This is a genomic window from Nonomuraea typhae (assembly GCF_009760925.1).
GTDB classification, from domain to species: Bacteria; Actinomycetota; Actinomycetes; order Streptosporangiales; family Streptosporangiaceae; genus Nonomuraea; species Nonomuraea typhae.
The window spans coordinates 436,843-457,668 of sequence record NZ_VRLV01000005.1; the positions used below are offsets into that span (position 1 = coordinate 436,843).

At 71.0% G+C, this 20,826-nt stretch carries 21 protein-coding genes; 12 read left to right on the forward strand and 9 right to left on the reverse strand.

The features are described from left to right. Positions 1-51: 51 nt before the first annotated feature. Entirely contained in the window at positions 52-3,195 is a 3,144-nt protein-coding gene (locus FVE25_RS21470) for an AfsR/SARP family transcriptional regulator (protein ID WP_157248784.1), read from the forward strand. Positions 3,196-3,233: 38 nt separating this feature from the next. On the opposite strand, the gene FVE25_RS21475 is transcribed toward FVE25_RS21470, so the two are convergent. From FVE25_RS21475 to FVE25_RS21500, 6 genes are all read right to left on the reverse strand, one after another. Continuing rightward, positions 3,234-3,995 (reverse strand): ABC transporter permease, encoded by a 762-nt coding sequence (locus FVE25_RS21475; protein ID WP_219825596.1) that lies wholly within the window; start codon positions 3,993-3,995, stop codon positions 3,234-3,236. Further along, positions 3,992-4,936 (reverse strand): ATP-binding cassette domain-containing protein, encoded by a 945-nt coding sequence (locus FVE25_RS21480; RefSeq protein WP_157248785.1) that lies wholly within the window; start codon positions 4,934-4,936, stop codon positions 3,992-3,994. Before FVE25_RS21480 ends, FVE25_RS21475 begins: the two co-directional genes overlap by 4 nt. A gap of 88 nt (positions 4,937-5,024) precedes the next feature. Then, a complete protein-coding gene (locus FVE25_RS21485) occupies positions 5,025-5,786 on the reverse strand; it encodes an ABC transporter permease (RefSeq protein ID WP_157248786.1) in 762 nt (253 codons plus the stop codon). Continuing rightward, positions 5,783-6,673 carry an ABC transporter ATP-binding protein gene (locus FVE25_RS21490; protein WP_157248787.1) on the reverse strand — a complete coding sequence of 297 codons (891 nt, stop codon included), beginning with the start codon at positions 6,671-6,673 and terminating at the stop codon, positions 5,783-5,785. The genes FVE25_RS21485 and FVE25_RS21490 overlap by 4 nt, the downstream gene beginning before the upstream one ends. 80 nt (positions 6,674-6,753) lie before the next feature. Beyond that, positions 6,754-7,407 carry a response regulator transcription factor gene (locus FVE25_RS21495; RefSeq protein ID WP_157248788.1) on the reverse strand — a complete coding sequence of 218 codons (654 nt, stop codon included), beginning with the start codon at positions 7,405-7,407 and terminating at the stop codon, positions 6,754-6,756. Next, entirely contained in the window at positions 7,404-8,540 is a 1,137-nt protein-coding gene (locus tag FVE25_RS21500) for a sensor histidine kinase (protein ID WP_157248789.1), read from the reverse strand. Before FVE25_RS21500 ends, FVE25_RS21495 begins: the two co-directional genes overlap by 4 nt. 108 nt (positions 8,541-8,648) lie before the next feature. Between FVE25_RS21500 and FVE25_RS21505 the strand changes: the two genes are divergently transcribed. From FVE25_RS21505 to FVE25_RS21550, 10 genes are all read left to right on the forward strand, one after another. After that, complete coding sequence (locus FVE25_RS21505; RefSeq protein ID WP_157248790.1) at positions 8,649-9,812, forward strand: acetoin utilization protein AcuC; 1,164 nt, start codon at positions 8,649-8,651, stop codon at positions 9,810-9,812. A gap of 7 nt (positions 9,813-9,819) precedes the next feature. Further along, positions 9,820-10,602 (forward strand): phosphatase, encoded by a 783-nt coding sequence (locus tag FVE25_RS21510; protein WP_246267263.1) that lies wholly within the window; start codon positions 9,820-9,822, stop codon positions 10,600-10,602. 312 nt (positions 10,603-10,914) lie between these two features. After that, complete coding sequence (locus FVE25_RS21515; RefSeq protein WP_026214222.1) at positions 10,915-11,118, forward strand: helix-turn-helix domain-containing protein; 204 nt, start codon at positions 10,915-10,917, stop codon at positions 11,116-11,118. A gap of 183 nt (positions 11,119-11,301) precedes the next feature. Next, positions 11,302-11,400, forward strand: a complete 99-nt coding sequence (locus FVE25_RS21520) for a 30S ribosomal protein bS22 (protein ID WP_018654693.1) — start codon at positions 11,302-11,304, stop codon at positions 11,398-11,400. 24 nt (positions 11,401-11,424) lie between these two features. Next, positions 11,425-12,411 (forward strand): NAD-dependent epimerase/dehydratase family protein, encoded by a 987-nt coding sequence (locus FVE25_RS21525; RefSeq protein ID WP_157248792.1) that lies wholly within the window; start codon positions 11,425-11,427, stop codon positions 12,409-12,411. After that, positions 12,408-13,241, forward strand: coding sequence for a lysophospholipid acyltransferase family protein (locus tag FVE25_RS21530; protein ID WP_157248793.1), 834 nt, complete (start codon positions 12,408-12,410; stop codon positions 13,239-13,241). The genes FVE25_RS21525 and FVE25_RS21530 overlap by 4 nt, the downstream gene beginning before the upstream one ends. A 64-nt stretch (positions 13,242-13,305) precedes the next feature. Further along, positions 13,306-14,100 (forward strand): SDR family NAD(P)-dependent oxidoreductase, encoded by a 795-nt coding sequence (locus FVE25_RS21535; protein WP_157248794.1) that lies wholly within the window; start codon positions 13,306-13,308, stop codon positions 14,098-14,100. Positions 14,101-14,159: 59 nt separating this feature from the next. Beyond that, complete coding sequence (locus tag FVE25_RS21540) at positions 14,160-14,741, forward strand: RNA polymerase sigma factor (RefSeq protein ID WP_157248795.1); 582 nt, start codon at positions 14,160-14,162, stop codon at positions 14,739-14,741. Between the two features lie 2 nt (positions 14,742-14,743). Next, positions 14,744-15,700 carry an LCP family protein gene (locus FVE25_RS21545; RefSeq protein ID WP_157248796.1) on the forward strand — a complete coding sequence of 319 codons (957 nt, stop codon included), beginning with the start codon at positions 14,744-14,746 and terminating at the stop codon, positions 15,698-15,700. Positions 15,701-15,733: 33 nt separating this feature from the next. Further along, complete coding sequence (locus FVE25_RS21550; protein WP_157248797.1) at positions 15,734-16,708, forward strand: alpha/beta fold hydrolase; 975 nt, start codon at positions 15,734-15,736, stop codon at positions 16,706-16,708. A gap of 63 nt (positions 16,709-16,771) precedes the next feature. Here FVE25_RS21550 and FVE25_RS21555 read toward each other — a convergent pair whose 3' ends face one another. The 3 genes from FVE25_RS21555 to FVE25_RS21565 all read right to left on the reverse strand — a co-directional run bounded on the left by FVE25_RS21555 (position 16,772) and on the right by FVE25_RS21565 (position 19,218). Then, on the reverse strand, positions 16,772-17,644 hold the full coding sequence (locus FVE25_RS21555; RefSeq protein WP_157248798.1) for an HAD family hydrolase: 873 nt from the start codon (positions 17,642-17,644) through the stop codon (positions 16,772-16,774). A 162-nt stretch (positions 17,645-17,806) separates the two neighbouring features. Then, entirely contained in the window at positions 17,807-18,517 is a 711-nt protein-coding gene (locus FVE25_RS21560; protein ID WP_157248799.1) for a DUF5667 domain-containing protein, read from the reverse strand. A gap of 62 nt (positions 18,518-18,579) precedes the next feature. After that, entirely contained in the window at positions 18,580-19,218 is a 639-nt protein-coding gene (locus FVE25_RS21565) for a sigma-70 family RNA polymerase sigma factor (protein WP_157248800.1), read from the reverse strand. A 178-nt stretch (positions 19,219-19,396) separates the two neighbouring features. Here FVE25_RS21565 and FVE25_RS21570 point away from each other — a divergent pair, with 178 nt between their 5' ends. Continuing rightward, positions 19,397-20,824, forward strand: coding sequence for a putative quinol monooxygenase (locus tag FVE25_RS21570; protein ID WP_157248801.1), 1,428 nt, complete (start codon positions 19,397-19,399; stop codon positions 20,822-20,824). The last annotated feature ends 2 nt before the right edge of the window (positions 20,825-20,826 follow it).

The following is a 20,826-nucleotide window of genomic DNA, read 5'->3' on the forward strand; positions in this document are numbered from 1 at the left end:
GGTGGGGGCGTTGGTCGTGGGTCGTCGTTTCGGTCCGGCACAATTGCCTGCATGCGAGTCGGATTGCTCGGGCCGTTCGAGGTCCGGAACCTTGACGGGGATGTTGTGGAGGTTCCGGGGGGACGGCTGCGCGCGTTGCTGGCCGCGCTCGCCCTCGAACCCGGCCGGATCGTCTCGCGGGCGCGGCTCGTGGACTGGATCTGGGGGGAGCAGCCGCCCGCCGACGAGGTCAACGCCGTGCAGGCGCTGGTGTCCAGGCTGCGCAGGGTGCTGCCGGACGGTGTGATCGAGGCGGACTCCGGCGGGTACCGCCTGGCCGTGGACCGCGACGCCGTGGACGTGAGCCGGTTCGAGCACCTGGTCGGTCAGGCCCGTGCCGCCGAGCCCGCGGAGAAGGCGGAACTGCTGCGCTCGGCGCTGGCGTTGTGGCGCGGCAAGGCCATGGCCGACATCGCCCTGCACGACAGTGAGGTGTTCGACGCCGCGGTGGCGCGGCTGGACGAGCTGCACGTCGCCGTGCTCGGAGACCGGGTGGCCGCGGACATCCGCCTGGGCCGCGGCTCGGAGCTGGTGTCCGAGCTGACCGAGCTGGTGGCCGCCTATCCGCTGCGCGAGGGGTTCGTGGCGGCCCTGATGCGGGCCCTGGCCGAGGCAGGGCGTGAGGCCGAGGCGCTGACGTTGTTCCAGCGGACGCGGGAGCGGCTCGCCGACGAACTGGGCGCCGACCCGTCGGCTGAGCTGTCGGCGCTGCACACCGCGTTGCTGCGCGGCGAACTGGGCGAACGGGCGGAGAATCGCAGGACGAACCTGCGCGCCGAGCTGACGAGCTTCGTCGGCAAGGACACCGACGTCGCCGCGGTCGCCGTTCTGGCCATCGGGCACCGGCTGGTCACCCTGACGGGACCGGGCGGCACCGGCAAGACGAGACTGGCCACGGAGACCGCGCGGACGATGCTGGCCGAGCTGCCGGACGGCGCGTGGCTGGTCGAACTGGCCTCGGTGCCGGTCGGCGGCGACCTGGCGCAGGCCGCCCTGACCGCGATCGGCCTGCGTGAGCAGGCACTGCTCGGTGACGCGCGGGCCGGAGAGCCGATGGACCAGCTGATCGCCGTGCTCAGGGAGCGCGCGATGTTGCTGATCCTGGACAACTGCGAGCACGTGATCGAGGAGGCCGCGGCATTCGCGGATCGGCTGCTCGGGGAGTGCCGCAGGCTGCGGATCGTGGCCACGAGCAGGGAGCCGCTCGGCATCACCGGGGAGGTGCTGTGGCAGGTCGAGCCGCTCGCGCTGCCCGCGAACGCGGCGGACCCGGCCGAGATCGCTTCCTCGCCCGCGGTGCGGTTGCTGCGCGACCGCGCCGAGCTCGTGCGCAAGAACATCGGCTCCGATGCGCCCACGCTGGCGGCCATGGCGCGGATCTGCCGGGCGCTGGACGGGATGCCGCTGGCGATCGAGCTGGCCGCGGCACGGCTGCGCACGATGTCCGTCGATCAGCTGGCCCGCCGACTCGACGACCGGTTCCAGCTGCTGACCGGCGGCAGCCGTACGGCGCTCTCGCGCCACAAGACGCTGCGCGCGGTCGTGGACTGGAGCTGGGACCTGCTGTCCGAGGACGAGCGCAGGGTGCTGCGGCGGCTGTCGGTGTTCTCCGGCGGGGTGAGCCTGGAGGCGGCCGAGCGGGTGTGCGAGGACGCGGAGGCGGCGGGGGAGCCGGTGCTCGACCTGCTGACCGCGTTGATCGAGAAGTCGCTGCTGCTGGCCGACGGCGAGGGGCTGCCGCGGTACCGCATGCTCAACACCATCCGGGAGTACGCGGACGACCGGCTCGCCGAAGCCGGGGAGACCGAGTCGGCGCGCCGGGCCCACCTCGCCTACTTCACCGAGCTGGCCGAGACGGCTGATCCGTACCTGCGCACGGCCGAGCAGCTGACGTGGCTGGCCACGCTCGAGGCCGAGCACGACAACATCGGTACGGCCCTGCGCGGGGCGATCGCCGCGGGCTGGGCGGCGGAGGCGATGCGGCTGCTCGGGGCCGTGGGCTGGTACTACTTCCTCAGCGGGCGCCGGGGCGAGGGCACGGAGCTGAGCATCGCGGCCTCCTCGCTGCCGGGCGAGGTGCCCGATGACGTGCGGGCGCTGGCCTACACCCAGGCGGCGGTGTTCGTGAGCTCCGGCGTCGGCGGCGATCAGTACCAGGCGCGGGAGTGGATCGAGGGAGCACACCGGTTCGCCCAGCGCAGCGGGTCGCGCAATCCGTTGCTCGGGTTCGTCGCGCCGCTGGCGGCGATGCTGAAGGGGCCGGAGGAGTTCCTGCCCGCGTTCGACGCGCTCGTCGTCGCCGACGATCCGTGGGTCCGCGCGCAGGCCAGGCTGGCCCGTGGCCGGTTGCGGCTCACGCTCGGCGGCGACGAGACCGACGTGGACACCGACGCCGAGACCGCCCTGGCCGAGAGCCGCACGCTGGGTGACCGGTGGGGGATCTCGCTGGCGCTGGGCTTCCTGGCCGATCGGCTGGCCATGCGCGGGGAGTTCGCCCGTGCGGTTGAGTACTTCGATGAGGCGGTCGTCGCGCTGACCGAGCTGGGCTCGACCGAGGACGTGGCCATCACGCGGGCGCGGCAGGCTCAGCTGTACTGGCTGATGGGCGACCAGGCGGCCAGCGCGTCCGCCATGGCGGAGGCGGAGCGGTGGGCGGACGGGATCACCTGGCCGGACGCGCTGGCGGAGCTATCGCTGTCGAAGGCGAGGCTGGCGCGCTGGCGCGGCGAACCGGACCAGGCCCACCGGCACCTGGCCACCGTGCTGGCGATGCTGGACAACGGGGAACTGGGCGCGTTCGTCCACGCCGCCGCCAACGACATGTACGGCTACCTCGCCGAGGATCTCGAGAAGGCCCGCGCCTATCGGAGCGAGGCGTTCCGCGCGGCCACGGAGAGCACGCATCCGCCGCTGATCGCCCAGGTGCTGATCGGCATCGCGGATCTCGCGCTCCGTCAGGGGCAGTATGAGCAGGCCGCGCGGCTGCTCGGGGCGAGCGACACCGTGCGCGGCACGCCGGACCGTTCGCAGCTGGACGCCTCCAGGATCGCCGCGGACACGCGCGATCGCCTCGGTGAACCGGGGTTCACCGAGGCGATGCGGGAGGGCGGGCAGCGGGATTGGCGGGAACTGGCCGAGGCCACGCTCGGGTCGTAGATCGCGGTTGCCACGTGGCTCACCCTGAGCTTCGCTGATCACGCCCGCTTCGCGAACGACGTGCGCGCCCACAGGTAGCCGACCAGGGCCAGCCCGACGCACCAGGCGATCGCCGTGATGGCCGAGCTCCACGAGGGCGTGCCGCTCAGCAGCCCGCGCAGGGTCTCGATGATCGGGGTGAACGGCTGGTATTCGGCGAACTGCCGCGCACCCGCGCCCATCTTGTCGGCCGGCACGAACGCGCTGCTCAGGAACGGCAGCAGCATCAGCGGGACGGCGGCGAAACCCGCGCTCTCCGGCGTCTTGGCCGCCAGGCCGAACGCGACGGTGAGCCAGCCGATCGCCAGGACCGCCAGGACGATGATGCCGATCACGCCGAGCCACTGCGGAAGGTTCGCCGACGGCCGGAAGCCCATCAGGAACGAGACCCCGATGATGAACGCGATGGCCACCAGGCTGCGCAACATGGTGGCGATCACGTGCGCGTTCAGCACCGCGGCCCGGGAGACGTGCATGACGCGCAGCCGGTTGATGAACCCGGTCGTCATGTCGGAGTTCACCGCGGTCGCGGTGGGGCCGACCCCGTAGCAGATGGTCGTCAGGATCAGCCCCGGCGTCACGTAGTCGGCGTAGTTGACGCCGACGCTGAACGCGTCACCGAAGATGTAGATCATCAGGAACATCAGCACCAGCGGCATGATGATGCCGTTGAACAGGGCCAGCGGGTTGCGCATCGTGTGCCGGAAGTTGCGCCGCAGCATGGTCGCGGAGTCGGTCAGGGTGGCAGAGACGGCATTCATCGGGCGGTAACCTCCGTGCGTGCGTGACCGGTGAGGGCCAGGAAGACGTCATCCAGATCCGGTGTGTGCACCGACAGTTCCTCGGCTTCGATGAAGTGCGCGTCCAGCCGATCCAGCAGCGCGCGCAGCGACCGCACCCCGCCGTCGCCGGGAACCCGCAGGGTCAGCTCGTCGTCGTCCCTGGCGGACTCGGGCAGCACGCGGGCGGCGAGGTCGAGCGCGGGCCGATCGCTGAAGCGCAGCCGCACGTGGCTGCCGGGGACCCGGCGCTTGAGCTCGGCGGCGCTGCCCTCGGCCACCAGCCGGCCCTGGTCGAGCACCGCGATGCGGTCGGCGAGCTGGTCGGCCTCTTCGAGGTACTGGGTGGTCAGGAAGATGGTCATCCCGTCGGCGACCAGCTCCCGGATGATCTCCCACATCGTGCGGCGGCTGCGCGGATCGAGTCCGGTCGTGGGCTCGTCCAGGAAGATGATCTGCGGCTTGCCGACCATGGTCATGGCGAGATCCAGCTTGCGGCGCATGCCGCCGGAGTAGGAGGCGGCCGGCTTGCCCGCCGCCTCCACCAGCTCGAAGCGCTCGAGCAGCCGGCGGGCGATGGCCTTGCCCTGCGCCTTGGGCAGGTGCAGCAGATCGGCCATCAGCAGGAGGTTCTCCTCGCCGGTGAGCAGGTCGTCCACCGACGAGAACTGCCCGGTGACGCCGATCGCCGCGCGCACCGCCCTGGTCTGCGTGACCACGTCGTGCCCGGCCACGACCACCTTGCCCGCGTCGGGCGTCAGCAGCGTGGTCAGCACGTTCACCGTCGTCGTCTTGCCCGCGCCGTTGGGCCCGAGCAGCGCGAAGATCGTGCCGGTCCGGACGTTCAGGTCGACGCCGTCCAGCACGATCTTGTCTTTGTACGCCTTCCGCAGCCCCGTGGCCGCGATCGCTGAACCGTTCATGTCCGCTACCTTCGACGACCCCTCTGATACGGGGCCGTCGTGGTGCTGACACGGCGGCTGACACGCGAGCGCGGCACCGCCCGGTGGATCAGGCGTCGCGGCGGCGCAGGAGCACGGAGCCGGCCAGCAGCGTGACGACCACCCAGGCGAGGTACGCCCCGAACCCGGCCCAGGGCTCCAGCCACTCCGGCCGGGGGTTGACATAGGTGACCTGGAGGCCGGCGTTGGAGGTGAAGAACTTGGCCACCGTCTCCCCCCACGCGCCGGGCAGGATGGTCGTGAGCTGGGGCAGGACGAGCGTCAGCGAGATGGCGGTGACGATCGCGCCGGGCGTGTGCCGGATCACCGAGCCCAGGGCGAGGCCGAACATGCCGCTGGCCGCGAGGTACAGGCCGGTCCCGGTGACGGCCCGCAACACCCCCGGGTCGCCCAGCGAGGCGTCCAGGTCCTTCGTCGCCAGGATGATCTGGGCCACGAAGAAGGCCGTGTAGGCCGACAGCAGGCCGACCACCACCGCGGCCACGGTGAACACGGCGGCCTTGCCGTACAGGAGGGTCAGGCGCTGGGGTACGGCCTGCAGCGAGGTCCGGATCATGCCGGTGCGGTATTCGCCGGAGATGACCAGCACGCCCAGGGTCGCCATGGCGATGGCGGCGAAGGGGAGGGCGACGGTGGCCAGCTGCACGGCGCCGGCCGGGCCGGCCTGGGCGTCGGCGGAGGCGTTGGCGACCGTGACCGCGGTGACCAGGCCGCCGAGCCCGACCATCATGACGAAGGCGGAGGCGAGCGTCCACACCGTGGAGCGCAGGCTGCGGAGCTTGGTCCATTCGGACCGCATCACGTCGATCATGAGGTGTACTCCAGACTGTCCTTGGTCAGCTCCATGTAGGCGGCCTCCAGCGTGGGCTGGACATAGGTGAGCTCCTCCAGCGGCAGGCCGGCGCGGGCCGTGAGCGTGCCGATCTCCAGCGGCTCCAGGCCGGTCACGCGCAGGTGGTCGTGGTGGAGCTCGCCGGTCTTGAGCAGCTGGGCCACCTCCGCGAGCCGGGGCGAGCGCACCCGCACGAAGCCCTGGGAGCTGCGGCCGATGAACTCCGACATGCTGGTGTCGGCGATGAGCTCGCCCTTGCCGATGACGATGAGGTGGTCGGCCGTCTGGGCCATCTCGCTCATCAGGTGGCTGGAGACGAAGACGGTGCGCCCTTCGGCGGCGAGTTTGCGCATGAAGGTGCGGATCCACAGGATGCCGTCGGGGTCGAGGCCGTTGACCGGCTCGTCGAAGAGGAGGATCTCCGGGTCGCCGAGCAGCGCGGCGGCGATGCCGAGGCGCTGGGACATGCCGAGGGAGAAGCCGCCGATGCGGCGCCTGGCCACCTGGCTGAGGCCGACGGTCTCCAGGACCTGCTCGACCCGGGAGGCGGGCAGGCCGTTGCTCTGGGCGATGGCCAGCAAGTGGTTGCGCGCGCTGCGCCCGCCGTGCACGGCCTTGGCGTCGAGGAGCGCGCCGATCCTGCGCAGCGGGTGCTTGAGCTGGTGGTACGGCACGCCGTCCACGACCACGGAGCCTCCGCTGGGATGGTCAAGACCGAGGATCATGCGCATGGTGGTCGATTTTCCGGCGCCGTTGGGCCCGAGGAAGCCGGTCACCTGCCCGGGCTCCACGGTGAACGACAGACCGGCGACCGCGGTGGTCTGGCCGTAGCGTTTGGTGAGGTCCGTAGCCTTGATGGAGGTCATGGTTCAAGGGTGTCGGGCGGATCGCGGCAGGGCGTCCTGCCCGAGAACTGTTTCCCGGCCGCCCGTCTGGGATCGTGCTCCTACTCCCCGGGGCTGACCAGGCCCGCTTCGTAGGCGAGGATCACCGCCTGGGCCCGGTCGCGTACCCCTGTCTTGCCGAACACGCTCGTGACGTGGTTCTTCACGGTGGAGGGGGAGACGTCCAGCCGCTCGGCGATCTCCGGGTTGGAGCGGCCCTTGGCGATGTGGACCAGCACCTCGCGCTCCCGGTCGGTCAGCTCGGGCAGGACCGCCGGGGCGGGGCGGGTCCTGACGGCGCGCACGAACGTGCCGATGAGCCTGGTGAGCAGGCGCGGGGCGACGGCGGACTCGCCCCGGTGCACGACCCTGACGCCTTCGACGAGCTCCTCGGGGGAGATGTCCTTGGGCAGGAAGCCGCCGGCCCCGGCCCGGAGCGCGGCGAGGACGTTCTCGTCCAGGTCGAAGGTGCTGAGCGCGAGGACCCGGGTGCCGGGCAGTTCGGCGGTGATCAGCTCGGTGGCGGCGACGCCGTCCAGGACGGGCATGTGGAGGTCCATGAGCACGACGTCGGGGCGGAGCTCGCGGCTGCGCGCGACGGCCTCCTCGCCGTCGCCGGCCTCGCCCACGACCTCCATGTCCGGCTGGGCGTTGAGCATGAGCCGGAACCCGGTGCGCACCAGCGCCTGGTCGTCGACCAGTAACACCCTGATCATGCCCTCTCCAACGGAAGCAGCGCGTACACCCGGAACCCGCCACGGGGGCGCGGCCCGGTCTCCAGACGACCGCCACACAGTGCCACACGCTCGGCCATGCCGCCCAGTCCGAACCCGGAACCGGCGGCCGCGCTCTTGACCGGCGAGCCGTCGTCCACGACCTCGACCTCGACGGCCTGGGACAGGTAGGCCAGCCGTACCCCGGCGCGCGAGCCAGGCGCGTGTTTGCGGGTGTTCGTGAGCGCCTCCTGGACGACTCGGTAGACGGCGTGGTCGATGGCGGTGGGCAGGTGCACCGGCTCGCCGTGCACGCGCAGCGAGGCGTTGCCGGACTTCTCGATGAGCTCGGGCAGGCGGGAGGCGCCGACGCCGGTGGCCGCGTCGGGCCCGTCGGCGGTGTCGGCGCGCAGGACCTGGAGGAGCTGACGCATCTCCGACAGCGCCTGCCTGGCGCTCTGCTCGGCGGCCTCCAGCGCCTCGCGGGCCTCGGCGGGCTCGGGCGGCAGCACCGTGCGGGCGCCGCCGACCAGCGCGTTGATCACGCTGAGGTGGTGGGCGACGACGTCGTGCAGCTCGCGGGCGATGCGCCGGCGCTCGCCGCGGATGGCCTCCTCGCGCATCTCCGCCTGCCTGCGCTGTTTCAGCTCGCCGCGCAGCCGTACGAACTGCCCGATCCCGAGGCTGAAGAACGGCATCAGCACGCTGAAGACGATGGCCGTGATGACCATCAAGGGCCGTGCGGGGTCGTAGTCCCTGATGGTGACGAGGGTCGCGTAGGCGAGCCCGGCGGCCAGCCCGGTGAACAGCACGGCCCGGCCCGCGCGGTACCGGCCGACCGAATAGAGCGCGATCATCGCCTGAACGCCGAGGTAGATGCTGTCGGGCCCGGTGAGCAACGGACCGGTGACGTCGAGGGCGACGACGAGCGCGGCGACGGCGAGGGGATGACGCCGCCGCCACACCAGCGGCAGCGAGGTGATCAGCAGCAGCGCAGGGCTCAGCGGGCCCACGGGGCCCGGCCTGACGAGGGTGTAGGCCAGGGTGAAGCCACCGGCGATCATGAAGGGGGCGACCAGCGCGATGTCCTGGACCCACGGGTTGCCCAGGAAGCGGGTCAGCCGGGGGAAGCGCATGCCTCGACTTTATGCGCCGCCGGAGGCTCCACGGGATTCGGCGATCATGGCCGTGGGCCGGTGGCGCCCGGCTGCGGTAACGTCGGCGCAAGGCGAAGAGGGAGACTCATGTCTGGTGCGGCGAGGGTGATCTGGGACGACGCCCTGACCTCCTACGACTTCGGACCCGGGCATCCGCTTGCCCCCGTCAGGGTCGAACTGACGATGGCGCTGGCCCGCGAGCTGGGCGTGCTGGAGGCGGTGGAGCTGACCGGCTGCGCCCCCGCCACGGACGACGAGCTGGCGATGGTCCACAAGCGCGGCTACATCGACAAGGTCAGGCAGGTCTCGGCCGCGGGCGCCGCGGACCTGTCGGCGGGGCTGGGCACGCCGGACAACCCGGCCTTCGCGGGCGTTCACGAGGCATCCGCGCTGATCGCCGGCGCGACGCTGGCCGCCGCCCGCGCGGTCTTCGAGGGTACGGCGGAGCACGCCGTGAACGTCGCCGGCGGCCTGCACCACGCGATGGCGGCCATGGCCAGCGGCTTCTGCGTCTACAACGACCCGGCGGTGGCGATCGCCTGGTTGCTGTCCCAGGGCGTCTCCCGCGTCGCCTACGTGGACGTGGACGTGCACCACGGCGACGGCGTGCAGGCGATCTTCTACGACGACCCGCGGGTGCTGACGATCAGCCTGCACGAGAGCCCGCGCACGCTCTTCCCCGGCACCGGCTGGCCGGAGGAGACGGGCGCCGAGGGCAGCGCGGTGAACGTGGCGCTGCCGGCCGGCTGCGGTGACGGCGGCTGGCTGCGCGCCTTCGACGCGGTGGTGCCGCCGCTGCTGCGCGAGTTCCGGCCGGAGATCCTGGTGACCCAGCACGGCTGCGACAGCCACGCGCTGGATCCGCTGGCCAACCTGATGCTCAGCCTGGACGGCCAGCGCACGGCCTACGCGATGCTGCACCGGCTGGCGCACGAGACGGCGGGCGGCAGGTGGCTGGCGACCGGTGGCGGCGGCTACGAGCTGGTCCAGGTCGTGCCGAGGGCGTGGACCCACCTGCTCGCGGAGGCGGCGGGCCGCCCGGTCGACCCGGCGACCCCGACGCCCGAGGCGTGGCAGCGCCTGGTCAGGGAACGAACAGGGGAGACACCCCCGCTGACCATGACAGACGGCCGAATCCCGGAATTTCGGGACTTGTCCGGTGGTTATGACCCAGCGGACCCCATTGACCGTGCGATCATGGCGACGCGAAACGCGGTGTTCCCTCTGCACGGCCTCGACCCGATGCCTTAGGAGAGCTGTGCCGACCCGCGACGAACTCCGCGAGCACCTGGTTCGCACGCGCATCTCCGGCGACGTCGCGACCCCCCGCGAGAACAACCTCGATCACTACAGCTCCCTGGCCAACCGCGACCCGCACTACATGCTGGGCCTGACCACCTCGCAGCCGTGGTCCTACCGGGACATCCTGGAGCTCATGGCCAAGTCGGCCGGCGTGGACGCGGACCCCGGCCACCGGGCCGGCCAGGACACCATCGACCCCGAGCGGACGATCGACGCCCTGGACGCCATGGCCGACCGGATCGCCGCCGCGCTGTCGTCGCCCTCTCCCCGCCTTCTGTTCGCCACCGGGCACCCCACGGGGCTGCTGGCCGTACATCTGCCGCTGGCGCGGTTCGCGGCCGAGCGGGGCGCGCGGCTGCTGACGCCCGCCGAGGGCTGGACCTACTGGGGGCACGGCTTCGGCCGCAAGCGCAAGATCCGCTACCTGCAGGACGTCGCGATGCTGGACGACAAGGGCGGCTTCGTGCACACCCACGACCCGGCGCCCATGGTCGCCATGATCGCGGACATGGGCGAGGAGCTTCCCGACCTCGTCATCGCCGACCACGGGTGGGCCGGCGCGGCGGGGGAGGCGGGCATCCCGACGGTCGGGTTCGCCGACAGCAACGATCCGGCCTTGTTCGTGGGCGAGGCGGAGGGCAAGATCGAGGTGGTGGTCCCGCTCGATGACAACGTGCTTCCCCGCCATTACGGACCGTTGACAGATCATCTGGTCACACGAGTCACACGAGCCCTTTGAGTCGAATTCGGTCATCCCCATACCGTCTTTTCGCGCCTGCATTCCAAGAGGCTCGTCGTCCCTTTGCCAACTTTTGAGGGAGCTGGGGCGACTCTTATGTGTACGAAGTTGGACAGTTCCAACGTCCAGGCGAGGTGCTCTGCCCGGCTGCTGGCCAGCGATTTTGCTGGTTTGGCTGACAGGTTGCTCCGCGAGCTGAGAAAATAGGGGGTTTGCGCTCTCGGAGTCGCGACTTACGCTGACGGCAGTACACGTGCGTGAGCAATGGCACCAGTGGGGATAACCCGGAAACACGTGCGGAAGAGGCGTCCGATGGGTGCAGGCGAAAGACCTCTCAGCGAGGTGAAGTTCCTGACAGTGGCGGAAGTGGCCACGGTCATGCGAGTGTCCAAGATGACGGTGTACCGGCTGGTGCACTCGGGCGAACTGCCGGCCATCCGGGTCGGCCGCTCGTTCAGGGTGCCTGAGCAGGCCGTACACGACTATCTACGAGAGGCCTACATCGAGGCCGGATGAGAATCGGAGTAGCGGCGCGGCCACACTCACGCCGTGAATACGTCGTGGGACAGGGGCCCGGACGCCAGGCCGGCGGCCGGGCTCTCACCCCCGAGGGGCGATCCACCACCGATCGCCGGTAGTCTGTGACCCGGCGTGCGCTCGCACGTCGATTCAGACTTGCTATCAGTACCTGGGGGTCCCGTGGGCTCTGTGATCAAGAAGCGCCGCAAGCGGATGGCCAAGAAGAAGCACCGCAAGCTGCTCAAGAAGACGCGCATCCAGCGGCGTAACAAGAAGTAGCACGTACGCAGCTGTGAGGCGCTGATGACCCACACCGTGCTCGTCACCGGGGTCTCGCGCCACATCGGCGCCCGGGTGGCGAGTGTTCTGGCGCAAGACCCGGACATCAGCCGCGTCATCGGAGTGGACACCGTCCCGCCCCCCTCGCTCGCGCGAGACGGCGGCGGTTCCCTCGGCCGGACGGAATTCGTCCGGGTGGATCTCCGCAGCCCCGACATCGCTCAGGTGATCGCGGCCGCGGACATCGACACGGTCGTCCACATGAGCCTGGTCAGCGCGCCCTCGCGGGGCACCGGCCGGGCGCTGATGAAAGAGCACAACGTCATCGGCACCATGCAACTGCTCGGCGCCTGTCAGCGGTCCTCGACCGTGCGCCGGGTGGTGGTGCGCTCCACCACCGCGGTCTACGGCTCCTCGCCCAAGGACCCGGCGGTGTTCGCCGAGGACGTGGAGCCGCACGACGGCCCCGGCCACGGCTACGCCAAGGACGCGGCCGAGGTCGAGGGCTACGTCCGCGGCTTCGCCAGGCGGCGTCCCGACGTGAGCGTCTCCATGCTGCGCTTCGCCAACTTCATGGGACCGGGCGTCGACTCACCGCTGACCCGGTATTTCGCCCAGCCGGTCGCGCCGACGGTGTTCGGCTTCGACCCTCGGCTGCAGTTCGTCCACGAGGACGACGCGGTCGAGGTGCTGCGGCGGATGGCCACAGAAGACCACCCCGGCACGTTCAACGTGGCCGGGGCGGGCGTGCTTCTGCTCTCGCAGTGCGTGCGCAGGGCGGGCCGGTTCTCGCTGCCGCTGCTCTCACCCGCCTTCCGGGTGCTCGGCGAGGCGGCCAGGCGGGCCGGGCTGGTCGACTTCTCGCCGGAACAGCTCAAGCTCATGTGCCACGGCCGCGCCGTCGACTCCGACCGGCTCGTCGCCGAGCTCGGCTGGAAGCCGAAGTTCACCACCGCCGCCGCCTTCGACGACTTCCTCCACTCACACGGGCTTGGAGCCGCGCGCACATGACCGAGCCCGATCGGCTGGCCGAGGGGCTGGCCTTCCTGCGCCGTCGCCTCACCGGCGAATACGAGGTCGACGAGTTCGGCTACGACGCCGAGCTGACCGACAAGGTGCTGCTCGAACTCGTCCGCCCGCTCTACCGCCACTGGTTCCGGGTGGAGACCTCCGGCGTCGGGAACGTGCCCGTGGACGGCGGCGCCCTCGTGGTCGCCAACCACTCCGGCACGCTGCCCGTCGACGCTCTCATGACCCAGGTCGCCCTGCACGACGAGGCCGGGCGGGCACTGCGGCTGCTCGGCGCGGACCTGGTCTACCAGCTTCCCGTGTTCGGCCACCTGTCCCGCAAGTCGGGCCACACCCTGGCCTGCCGCGAGGACGCCGACCGGCTGCTGCGCAAGGGCGAGCTCGTCGGGGTCTTCCCCGAGGGCTACAAGGGGCTCGGCAAGCCGTACTCCGAGCGCTACAAACTCCAGCGCTTCGGCAGGGGCGGCTTCGTCGCCTCCGCCATCCGCGCCGGGGTGCCGATCGTGCCCACCGCGATCGTGGGGGCCGAGGAGATCTATCCGAAGATCGGCGACATGAAGACGCTGGCCAGGCTCCTCGGCCTGCCGTACCTGCCGATCACGCCCCTCTTCCCCTGGCTGGGGCCGCTGGGGCTGGTGCCGCTGCCGTCCAAGTGGATGATCGAGTTCGGCGAGCCCATCCGGACCGACGAGCACGAGCCGGCCGCCGCCGACGACCCGATGGTCGTGTTCAACGTCACCGACCACGTGCGCGAGGTCATCCAGCAGATGCTCAACGCGCTCCGGCTGAAGCGCGGCCACGCGTTCGTCTGAAAGAAGCTGCAACCGGTACGGCGGGCCAGGTGTTCACGAGGCGTACCCCAAGAAAGGAACCCTTGTGGACCTGCAGCTTTCCGGCCGCGTGGCCGTCGTGACCGGCGCGTCGAAGGGCATCGGCCTGGCCGTCGCCCGCACCCTGGCCGCGGAGGGCGCGCATGTCGTGGCCGCCTCCCGCACCAGGACCGCCGACCTTCCCGCCGAGGTGGTGCACGTGCCTGTGGACCTCATGGACCCGCAGGCGCCCGCGCACGTCGTCGCCACCGCCGCCGAGCGCTTCGGCGGGCTGGACATCCTGGTCAACAACGCCGGTGGCCCGCCGCCCGGCGTCACCCTGCCGCGCTTCGGCTTCCTCACCCCCGGTGACGACGACTGGCGGGCGATGTTCGAGTTCAACCTCTACTCGGCGGTCCGGGCGATGCGCGCCGCCGTACCACTGATGCTGGAGCGCGGCGGCGGCTCGATCGTCAACGTCTCCTCCGGCGGCGCGCGGCAGCCCGCGCCGATGAACGTCGACTACAACGCGGCCAAGGCGGCGCTGAACTCCGTGGGCAAGGCCGTGTCCGAGGAGTACGGCCCGCGCGGCATCCGGGTCAACACGGTCTCGCCCGGCCCGACCCTGACCGCCTGGTGGACCAAGGAGGGGGGCGCCGCCGCGGTTCTGGCCGGGATGACCGGCGGGGACACCGCCACCGTCATCGAGCAGGCGGCGCCCGAGATGATGCGGCTGGCCACCGGGCGCCTGGTGGAGCCGCAGGAGATCGCCGACGCCGTCGCGCTGCTGGTCTCGCCCCGCTCCGGCAGCACGACCGGTGCCGACTTCGTGATCGACGGAGGCTTCCTGAAGGAGCTGTGAACCCATCTGGCGGGTTGCGGCAAGACATCGTTGACTGATTCCCCCACAGAAGGGCGGAGATGATCACGCAACCCGCCACCAGGACCGCTGACGCGGCACTCGTCAGCGCGTCCTGGTCCGATCCGGAGGCGTTCGCGGAGCTGTTCGACCGCTACTCCGGCATGCTCTACAGGTACGTCGTGAAGCGGCTGGGCCCCGAGCCCGCCGAGGACCTGGTGGGCGAGACGTTCCTGGTGGCCTTCTCGCGCCGCGGTAGCTACGACACGAGCTACGCCGACGCCCGGCCGTGGTTGTTCGGCATCCTCACCAAGCTCGTCTCCCGCCATCACCGCCGTGAGGCCGCCCGCTACCGCGCGATGCGGCGGGCGCCGCTCGACGGCGACGTGGAGTCCCCGGCCGACCGCGTGGCGGCCGGGGTCAGCGCGCAGGCGCGGCGGCCGGAGCTGGCCGCCGCGCTGGCGAAGCTGCCGGCCAAGGACCGGGACGTGCTGCTGCTCATCGCGTGGGGCGACCTGACCTATGACGAGGTGGCACGGGCGCTGGACATCCCGATCGGCACCGTGCGCTCCCGCCTCCACCGGGGCAGGCGGAAGGTGCGCGCCGCCCTCGGCGAGGCCAATCCCATGATCGAGGAGGAGTGACGATGGACGATCTGAAGTTGCTCCGCGACTTCGGCGGGGAGCTGGAGCAGGAGCCGCCTGCCACGCTGGTGCGCCAGCGCGCGCGCCTGATGGGCGGAGGGCCCGCGCCGCGGCGGCGATGGAATGGGATGGTGCTGGTCGCGGCGGCGGCGGCCACGGCGCTGGCGGTGGCGGTGCCGACGCTGCTGCTGGGCAACCGCGCCCGGGACGTGGCAGGAGGCAGCCCGAGCTCGCGCAGCATCCTGATGATCGGCTCCGACAACCGGCCGGGCAACGCGGGGATGCGGGCCGACACCATCGTGCTCGTGCACCTGCCCGCGGGCCGCGGCAATCCGAAGGTGGTGAACATTCCCCGGGACACCCTGGTCACGATCCCGAAGTGCGGCGGGCAGCCCTCCTGGAAGGCCGCGATCAACACCGCCTACGACAAGGGCGGCGCGGACTGCCTGATCAGGACGCTGCAGAAGGAGGCCGGCCTGCGCATCGACCACACCGTGGAGGTGGACTTCGACGGGTTTAAGAGGATCGTCGACGCCCTCGGCGGAGTCGAGGTACGGATATCGGAGCCGATCAACGACAGCAAGGCGAAGCTGACGCTCTCCGCGGGCCGCCACAAGCTGGACGGTGAGAAGGCGCTGGGCTTCTTCCGGCTGCGGAACATAGGCGAAGGATCCGACCTGGAGCGCATCAAGCGCCAGCAGAAGATGCTGTCGGAGCTGCTGGCGAAGGCCAGGGAGACGGTGGTGAAGGATCCGGTACGGCTGCGCGAGTTCGTCAGCGTGGCCAGGCAGGCTGTCCGGACGGACCTGGATCTGGAGACGCTCTATCAGACCGCGGTGAACCTGGCCGGAAGCCAGCCGTCCTTCGCCACGGTTCCCACCGCCGTCGCGTCTGGCGACCCCAATCGGCTGACCTGGTCGCAGCCCGGGGCGAAGGAGGTATTCGACTCCCTCCGATAGCGTTATTGGATGTTGCGTCTTATAGTCACGGGCATGCGGTACAAAGCGCTCGTGGCCGGGCTGTTGCTCGGCGCCGCCTTGGGCATCGCCGCCCGCAGAAGATCCGCCGAGCCGCTCGGCGGGCACCAGGGCCGGAGACTGCCGGTCGAGACCGACGACGGCGCCGTCATCGACGTCGACATCAAGGAGCCGGACGGCCCGCCCGCCTACGCCGTGGTCTTCGCCCACGGCTGGGTGCTCACCCGGCACAGCTGGCATTACCAACGGGAGGCGCTCCCCGCAGAGGCCATGCTGGTCAGCTACGACCAGCGCGGGCACGGCGCCTCCACGCCCGGCCCCGGCGGCCCGTGCTCGATCGAACGGCTGGCCGCCGACCTGGAGGCGGTCATCGAGGCGGCCGTCCCGCCCGGTCTGCCGATCGTGCTCGTCGGCCACTCGATGGGCGGCATGACCATCATGGGACTGGCCGCCCGCCGTCCCGGCCTGTTCGGCGGCCGGGTCGCCGGGGTCGGCCTGATCAGCACGTCCTCGGGACGGCTGGCCGAGAGCTTCGCCGGCAGGACCGCGCCGGTGCTCCTGAACCGGCTGAAGGCCAGGGCGGCGCTCATCGACGCCAGCCCGCGGTTCCTGCGCGCCGGGACCAACTGGCCGGTCACCCGGCTGACGGCGTTCGGGGCCAAGCCCCGGCGCCGGCACGTGCGCTTCGTCAACAGGATGGTCGCCGGGACGCCGACCGAGGTGATGGTCGGCTACTTCCACGCGATCATGGCGCATGACAAGGTCGCCGCGCTCGAGGCGTTGAGCCGGGTCGAGACGCTGGTGATGGTGGGGGAGCGCGACCGGCTCACCCCACCCGCGCACGCCCGCCGGATCGCCGCCGCGCTCCCCGGCAGCACGCTCGTGGTCGCGCCCGGCGCCGGTCACATGCTCGGCCTGGAGCGTCCGGAACTGGTCAACGCGGCGCTGAAGGGGCTGATCCGCAGGTCGCTCGCGCGCGGGGAATGCTGATCCGCAGGTCGCTCGAGCGTGGAGGAGGCTGATCCGCAGGTCGCTCTTGCGCTGAGGGGGCCTCTACTTGCCGCGGTAGTGGCGGCGCAGGGCGATCCCGGCCGCTATGCCGCCCGCGACCGCGCCGACCCCGGCCGCGATCGGCAAGGCGGCCAGCGTGGCCTTGCGGCCGGTGCGGAAGTCCTTGACCGGCCAGTCGTGCTTCCTGGCGTGCTCACGCAGTTCGGAGTCGGGATTGATGGCCACCGCCTGCCCGACCAGCGACAACAGCGGCAGGTCGTTGGCCGAGTCGCTGTAGGCGGTGCAGCGGGTGAGGTCCAGCCCCTCCCGCCTGGCCAGCGCGCGCACCGCCTCGGCCTTGGCCGGGCCGTGCAACAGGTCGCCCACCAGGCGGCCGGTGTACACGCCGTCGCTGGACTCGGCGACCGTGCCGAGCGCGCCGGTCAGCCCGAGGCGCTGGGCGATCACCCGGGCCAGCTCGACCGGCGTGGCCGTCACCAGCCACACCCGCTGGCCGGCGTCCAGGTGCGACTGTGCCAGCGCCCTGGTGCCCGCCCAGATGCGGTCGGCCATGACCTCGTCGTAGATCTCCTCGCCGAGCCGTACCACGTCGTCGACCTTGCTGCCGGCCACGAAGGCCAGCGCGGTCTCGCGGGCCACGGCGATGTGCTCGGGGTTCTCGTTGCCGCGCAGCCGGAAGGCGGCCTGCCCGAGGGCGAACCTCAGCAGGTCGGAGGTGGTGAACATGCCGCGCGTGGCCAGCCCTCTGGCGAAGTGGTAGATCGAGGCGCCGCGCATCATCGTGTTGTCCACGTCGAAGAACGCGGCCGCCTCGAGGTCGGGCGCGACGGGTTCGGCCGACACCGCGGCCGCGGCGGCGACCTCGCCGGCGACTTGGGCTTCCGTCTCGTGTCGTCGTCGCAGGAGCCGCCTCATGGACAGCTAGCTTACCCAGACGAGAAGGGCAAAGCCGGGCAGTCCATCGTTGCCCTCTGTCCGTTGGAGGAACGTTCATGCGACGCCCCGCCGCGCCGTCTCGCGCAGCCGTCCGGACTCCTTCTCGTCCCCGGTGCCGGCGGCCTCGCGCTCAGCGGGGCGTCACTGGGGTCCCGCCAGGCCCTCGATGTAGTGCAGGTACGTGCTCGCCTGGTCCATTTCGGGGCCCTTGAGCTGGTCCAGCATCGGCTCGATCCGGTCGCGCTGCTCCTCGGCGAAGCTGCCCAGGCGGGGCGAGCGCGGCTCCACTCGTTCCAGGCGGCTGATCGCCGAGCGCGTGGCCTCCGCCATGTCACTCAGCGTAGCCGCGACAAGGGGGCCGTCCTCGCCGGCGCCGCCGAGCAGGGCGGCCACCTCGGCGGCGCGTTCCCTGGCCGAGACCATCTCGCGCTCGGCCCGCTCCTTGTCGTCGGTGCTCAGCCTGACCAGGGTGTGCTCGGCCGCCCTTTTGAGCGGGTAGAGCGTGTCTCCCGGCACCGCCCGGTAGGTGGCGAACGCCGAGATCATCATGCCCACGGCCAGGCTGAGCGTGGCGAGCTGGGTGGGCCACGACAGCCGGACCCGCGCCCGCCTGACCGGCTTGGCGTGCCGGGCCGTACCGGTGCGCGGGCGCGCGGGCGGCTCCGCGGCCGTGTCGTCGGCGACGATGAGGAGGTCGGCCGAGGTCAGCTGAGCGCGCAGGCGCTCGCGGAACTCACCGTCGGGCCCGCCGCCGCGCGGAACCCGGCTCAGCTCGTCCAACTGGCCGAGAACCCGCTCCTGCGACCTGCGTGTGGCTCCGAACGGCCATCGGCGAGGTCGCGCCCTACCCATGACTGCTCCCTGAGGCCCCCGTGCGTGGTGACACCTGCCTAACGAGGCGCCGCGTGCGGAGGTTACGCCAGGTCGTGCTTGAGAGCCCTGGCCAGGGCCCGGATCGCACGGAACTGCAGCGCTTTGATCGCTCCACTCTTCTTCCCCATGATCAACGCGGTCTCCGCGAGAGACAGGCCGTGCAGGAAGCGAAGGACGACGCATTCCTGCTGCTCGGGATTGAGGTCTCGGACGGCGCGCAGCACGCGGTCGTTGATGATGGCCGTGACCACCGCGTTCTCCGGGATGTAGGAGCCGTCCATCGGGACGTCGAGCACCTCACCCGTGGTGATCTCCAGCCGGTAGCGCCCGGACTTGTAGTGGTCGGTGACGAGGTTGCGGGCGATCGTCACGAGCCAGGCGCCGAAGTCGCGGCCTTGCCAGGTGAAGTCGGCGACGCGGCGGAGGGCACGTAAGAATGTCTCGCTGGTGAGGTCCTCGGCGAGCGGATGAGAGCCCACCCGGAAGTAGATGTAGCGGTAGACAAGATCGACGTAGCGGTCGTAGAGCGTGCCAAAGGCGTCCGTGTCTCCGGTCTTGGCACGCAACACCAGCGTGCGCACGTCATCTGGAATCTCTTCGCGCACGGCAAGCTCGCTCGTCCGGGCGTTGCCAGCGACCGCTGGCGGCAGGAGCCCGGCGAACGGCCACGAGTCAGGCATCCGGTATCCCTGGGGGTAAGGGGTGCGGCGTGCTCGAACACTCTAGAAATCAACCGGAAATTCCACAATCCGCTTCGGGGTGGCGTGACTAGCCGTAATCGGCGGATACGGTGTGGACCGACCCGTTCCCTCTTCGGCTACCGGCTGGGAGGCATCGTCCGGCAGCATTGGAGTCACCATGGAGATCCTCGTTGCTGTCCTGGCCTTCGCCGGCGCACTACTCGCCGCGATCGCCACCGGTGCCTTGATCCGCAACCTCCGTGAGGAGCGCGAAGGGTGGCTCATCGCCTGGACCGTCGCCGCCGCGATGCTCTGCGTCGCCCTCGGCGCGGTCGGCACGGGTTATCTCGTCGGCTTCGGCGAGACCACCTTCCGGATCTATCAGCTGGCCGGATCCCTGATCGCGCCGCTCTGGATGGCCATCGGGCTCATCCAGCTACTGACCGAGAAGACGCCACCGAAGTTCCTCGCCTGGTTGTTCGGGATCGCGTTCACGATCGTGACCGCCGTGGTGATCGTATTCGATCCGGTGCTCAAGGGCAGCGAGATGGTCAAGGTGCTGCCGTCCGGCTCCGCCCATTGGGGGCTCATCGCCGGCTACACCCTGGTCGGCGCGCACGTGATCGACGGGCTCATCCTGCTGGGCTGCGTGGTGCTGGCCGCGCTGCGCTGGCGTGGCGGGGACGACTACGACACCGACAACCTGCACGCCACGCTGGTCATCGCGCCCTCGGCGCTCGCGCTGATCGGCGCGCTGCGCTTCTCGGTGCCGGGGATCTTCACCACCGCGCTGCTCGTCGTGGCCGCCGCCGCGATCTGGTACTCCGTGCTGCGCCCGCTCGCGCCATACGAGGATGAGGACGAGGAGGCCGACATCAAGAGCGACGCCTGGGACCGCCCCTCGACCGGCCGCAGGGCCATGGCCGAGCAGACGCCCGCCCGCATGGAGGCGCAGGCCCCGATCGAACCCGTGCGGCCCAGGAGCCCCGGTCTGGGCGACCTCGTGGCCGAATACCGCGCCGGAGACCCCGCCCCCGTCCCCGGGTACGCCGCGCCGATGGATGCGGGCCCTTCGACCGGCTACGTCATGAACGGCCAGGAGCAAGCCTTCGGCCAGGAACCGGCCTTCCCGCAGGAGCAGGCGTTCGGCCGCCACAGCGCGAGCCCCCAGCAGCCGCCCCAGGACGGCTACAACATGCCGAACACCGGCGTCGTCTACCCGGGCGCCGAACTGTTCACGCCGAGCGCTCCCCAGCCCGTTCAGGGCGGGCGTCCCTCGCCCAACATCTACGGCCTGCTGACCGTCTTCACGCTCATGGACGGCTCGGGCGAGATGTTCGACCGCCTGGCCGAGCAGACCGTCGAGGCGGTACGGCGCGGCGAGCCCGACACGCTCGTCTACGCCTGCCACGCGGTCAAGTCGGCCCCCCTGCAGCGCATCGTCTACGAGCTCTACCGCGACGAGGTCGCTTTCCAGGACCACCAGCGCCAGCCGCACGTCGAGCGCTTCGTGGCCGAACGGCAGGCGATGGTCCTGGCCACGAACATCATCGAGCTGACCGTCAACGCCGCGAAGGTCGTCCCCCTGCCCACGGCCCTGTTCTAGCC

Coding starts and splice junctions, on each gene's coding strand:
- FVE25_RS21470 (WP_157248784.1), top strand. CDS start 52: ATGCGAGTCGGATTGCTCGGGCCGTTCGAGGTCCGGAACCTTGACGGG.
- FVE25_RS21475 (WP_219825596.1), bottom strand. CDS start 3,995: ATGAATGCCGTCTCTGCCACCCTGACCGACTCCGCGACCATGCTGCGG.
- FVE25_RS21480 (WP_157248785.1), bottom strand. CDS start 4,936: ATGAACGGTTCAGCGATCGCGGCCACGGGGCTGCGGAAGGCGTACAAA.
- FVE25_RS21485 (WP_157248786.1), bottom strand. CDS start 5,786: ATGATCGACGTGATGCGGTCCGAATGGACCAAGCTCCGCAGCCTGCGC.
- FVE25_RS21490 (WP_157248787.1), bottom strand. CDS start 6,673: ATGACCTCCATCAAGGCTACGGACCTCACCAAACGCTACGGCCAGACC.
- FVE25_RS21495 (WP_157248788.1), bottom strand. CDS start 7,407: ATGATCAGGGTGTTACTGGTCGACGACCAGGCGCTGGTGCGCACCGGG.
- FVE25_RS21500 (WP_157248789.1), bottom strand. CDS start 8,540: ATGCGCTTCCCCCGGCTGACCCGCTTCCTGGGCAACCCGTGGGTCCAG.
- FVE25_RS21505 (WP_157248790.1), top strand. CDS start 8,649: ATGTCTGGTGCGGCGAGGGTGATCTGGGACGACGCCCTGACCTCCTAC.
- FVE25_RS21515 (WP_026214222.1), top strand. CDS start 10,915: ATGGGTGCAGGCGAAAGACCTCTCAGCGAGGTGAAGTTCCTGACAGTG.
- FVE25_RS21525 (WP_157248792.1), top strand. CDS start 11,425: ATGACCCACACCGTGCTCGTCACCGGGGTCTCGCGCCACATCGGCGCC.
- FVE25_RS21530 (WP_157248793.1), top strand. CDS start 12,408: ATGACCGAGCCCGATCGGCTGGCCGAGGGGCTGGCCTTCCTGCGCCGT.
- FVE25_RS21540 (WP_157248795.1), top strand. CDS start 14,160: ATGATCACGCAACCCGCCACCAGGACCGCTGACGCGGCACTCGTCAGC.
- FVE25_RS21545 (WP_157248796.1), top strand. CDS start 14,744: ATGGACGATCTGAAGTTGCTCCGCGACTTCGGCGGGGAGCTGGAGCAG.
- FVE25_RS21550 (WP_157248797.1), top strand. CDS start 15,734: ATGCGGTACAAAGCGCTCGTGGCCGGGCTGTTGCTCGGCGCCGCCTTG.
- FVE25_RS21555 (WP_157248798.1), bottom strand. CDS start 17,644: ATGAGGCGGCTCCTGCGACGACGACACGAGACGGAAGCCCAAGTCGCC.
- FVE25_RS21560 (WP_157248799.1), bottom strand. CDS start 18,517: ATGGGTAGGGCGCGACCTCGCCGATGGCCGTTCGGAGCCACACGCAGG.
- FVE25_RS21565 (WP_157248800.1), bottom strand. CDS start 19,218: ATGCCTGACTCGTGGCCGTTCGCCGGGCTCCTGCCGCCAGCGGTCGCT.
- FVE25_RS21570 (WP_157248801.1), top strand. CDS start 19,397: ATGGAGATCCTCGTTGCTGTCCTGGCCTTCGCCGGCGCACTACTCGCC.